Genomic DNA, 1,456 nt, shown 5'->3' on the forward strand with positions numbered 1-1,456 from the left:
CCTGGAAGACGCTCATTGACTGTGAAACCTTCCTGAAGATTATTCCATGTTCCCATGGGCCTCACCTCGCAAGGGAAAAGACAGCCACCGCCCTTAAAACTTCCTGCTTAATCTATTATACAGAAACTTTGACGAGGAAACCAAATTTCATCTTAATATTGTTATCAACTGTTTCAGTGAAAGTTGCGCTTAATAAGGTATTTTTGTTTAATACTACGATCAAAGTTTAGCAGCAACTAAAAGCAGCTTAGAATCTCTTTGTCGGTAGCAACCAGAGCTTATTTGTATAATTCTTTAAGCTTTTTTCATTTAATTCAACTTTTAACAAATTTGAATATCTCTACCAACCATTCTTTAGCAATTTTTTCTCTGTCGTTTTCATTTAATTCAACAATTCCCTGATTTTCTTCACCTGAAATGTCTTTTTGTAGTATAACTGCCATTTCAGCCTGTGTTAATTGAACGTAGGAAGCTAATGTTGATATAGAGTATGTGAAATTAATTGCGTCCCCTGAATTTGCTAGAATAATAGTCCTATTGCTTTTAGTTTTTAAAATTTTATACCCACCATTGTGTCCATAGCGGGGTAATTTGTTGATCATTTGACTATTTTTAAAAGTATCGTCCGCTGAAGTTACAGAAAAGCTATATAAAGTATGTTTCAAATCCAATTTTTTTAGTTGAAGAGTATCAATAGACTTCTCTCCATTAGCTATATACACAATATCAACGTCAATTAGCTCAGTATATATATCATTAGTTATTTGGTACCCATGGGCTAATGCGTTAGCTAATCGTATTGCCCTTTTATCAGAAACTGTGACTATTGCACCACGTTTTCTTAAATTACCCGCTATACTGGAGCCAACTTTACCATAGCCAATAACTAGTACTTTCTTGCCTAAAAGCGTCGTTCCATAATCTGCTAAAAAGATTTCGGATTTGACTACAATCTCATGTCCAACCAAAAAATCTTCCTCAATTTTTAAAGAACTTCTTGCCACTGATAGTATTGGGACTGATATTGAATTATTGGACAGCTTATCTTCATACTTTTGGTAGCCATTTCCCGTATCCTCGATTATTTTAACCAATTGACCTTTAAACTGTTTCTGAATGTCACTTAATCTTGGTACAAAATACCCACCAATATCAATAATTGCAAACGTGTCCTGTCCGACAATTTTCTTTATCAAGTTAGGTGTATCAACGCCTGCTAATTCTTTCCTAGAAACATCTAATATTGTACAAGTTTTTGATAAATGTTTAAGGACTTTACGATCGATACTTTTGGGCTTGGGTATAAAGTACACTTCGTAGTGTTCACATAAATAGTCTATAAAATCCAAACTGTTAATCACAGCGTGCTCTACGACAGGATTTTTTGGGGATCAGACTGTCCTTTATTAAAAAGCGCAGCGACTTTTTCGAAATACGATTTATCTAATAGATACTC

General features: G+C 34.4%; 1 protein-coding gene. It reads right to left on the reverse strand.

What is annotated here, in order from left to right:
- Positions 1-314 precede the first annotated feature (314 nt).
- Complete coding sequence (locus IV64_RS07980; protein WP_083491608.1) at positions 315-1,361, reverse strand: S-adenosyl-L-homocysteine hydrolase; 1,047 nt, start codon at positions 1,359-1,361, stop codon at positions 315-317.
- Positions 1,362-1,456 lie beyond the last annotated feature (95 nt).

The sequence above is a fragment of the Lactiplantibacillus xiangfangensis genome (genome assembly GCF_001438845.1).
GTDB lineage: Bacteria > Bacillota > Bacilli > Lactobacillales > Lactobacillaceae > Lactiplantibacillus > Lactiplantibacillus xiangfangensis.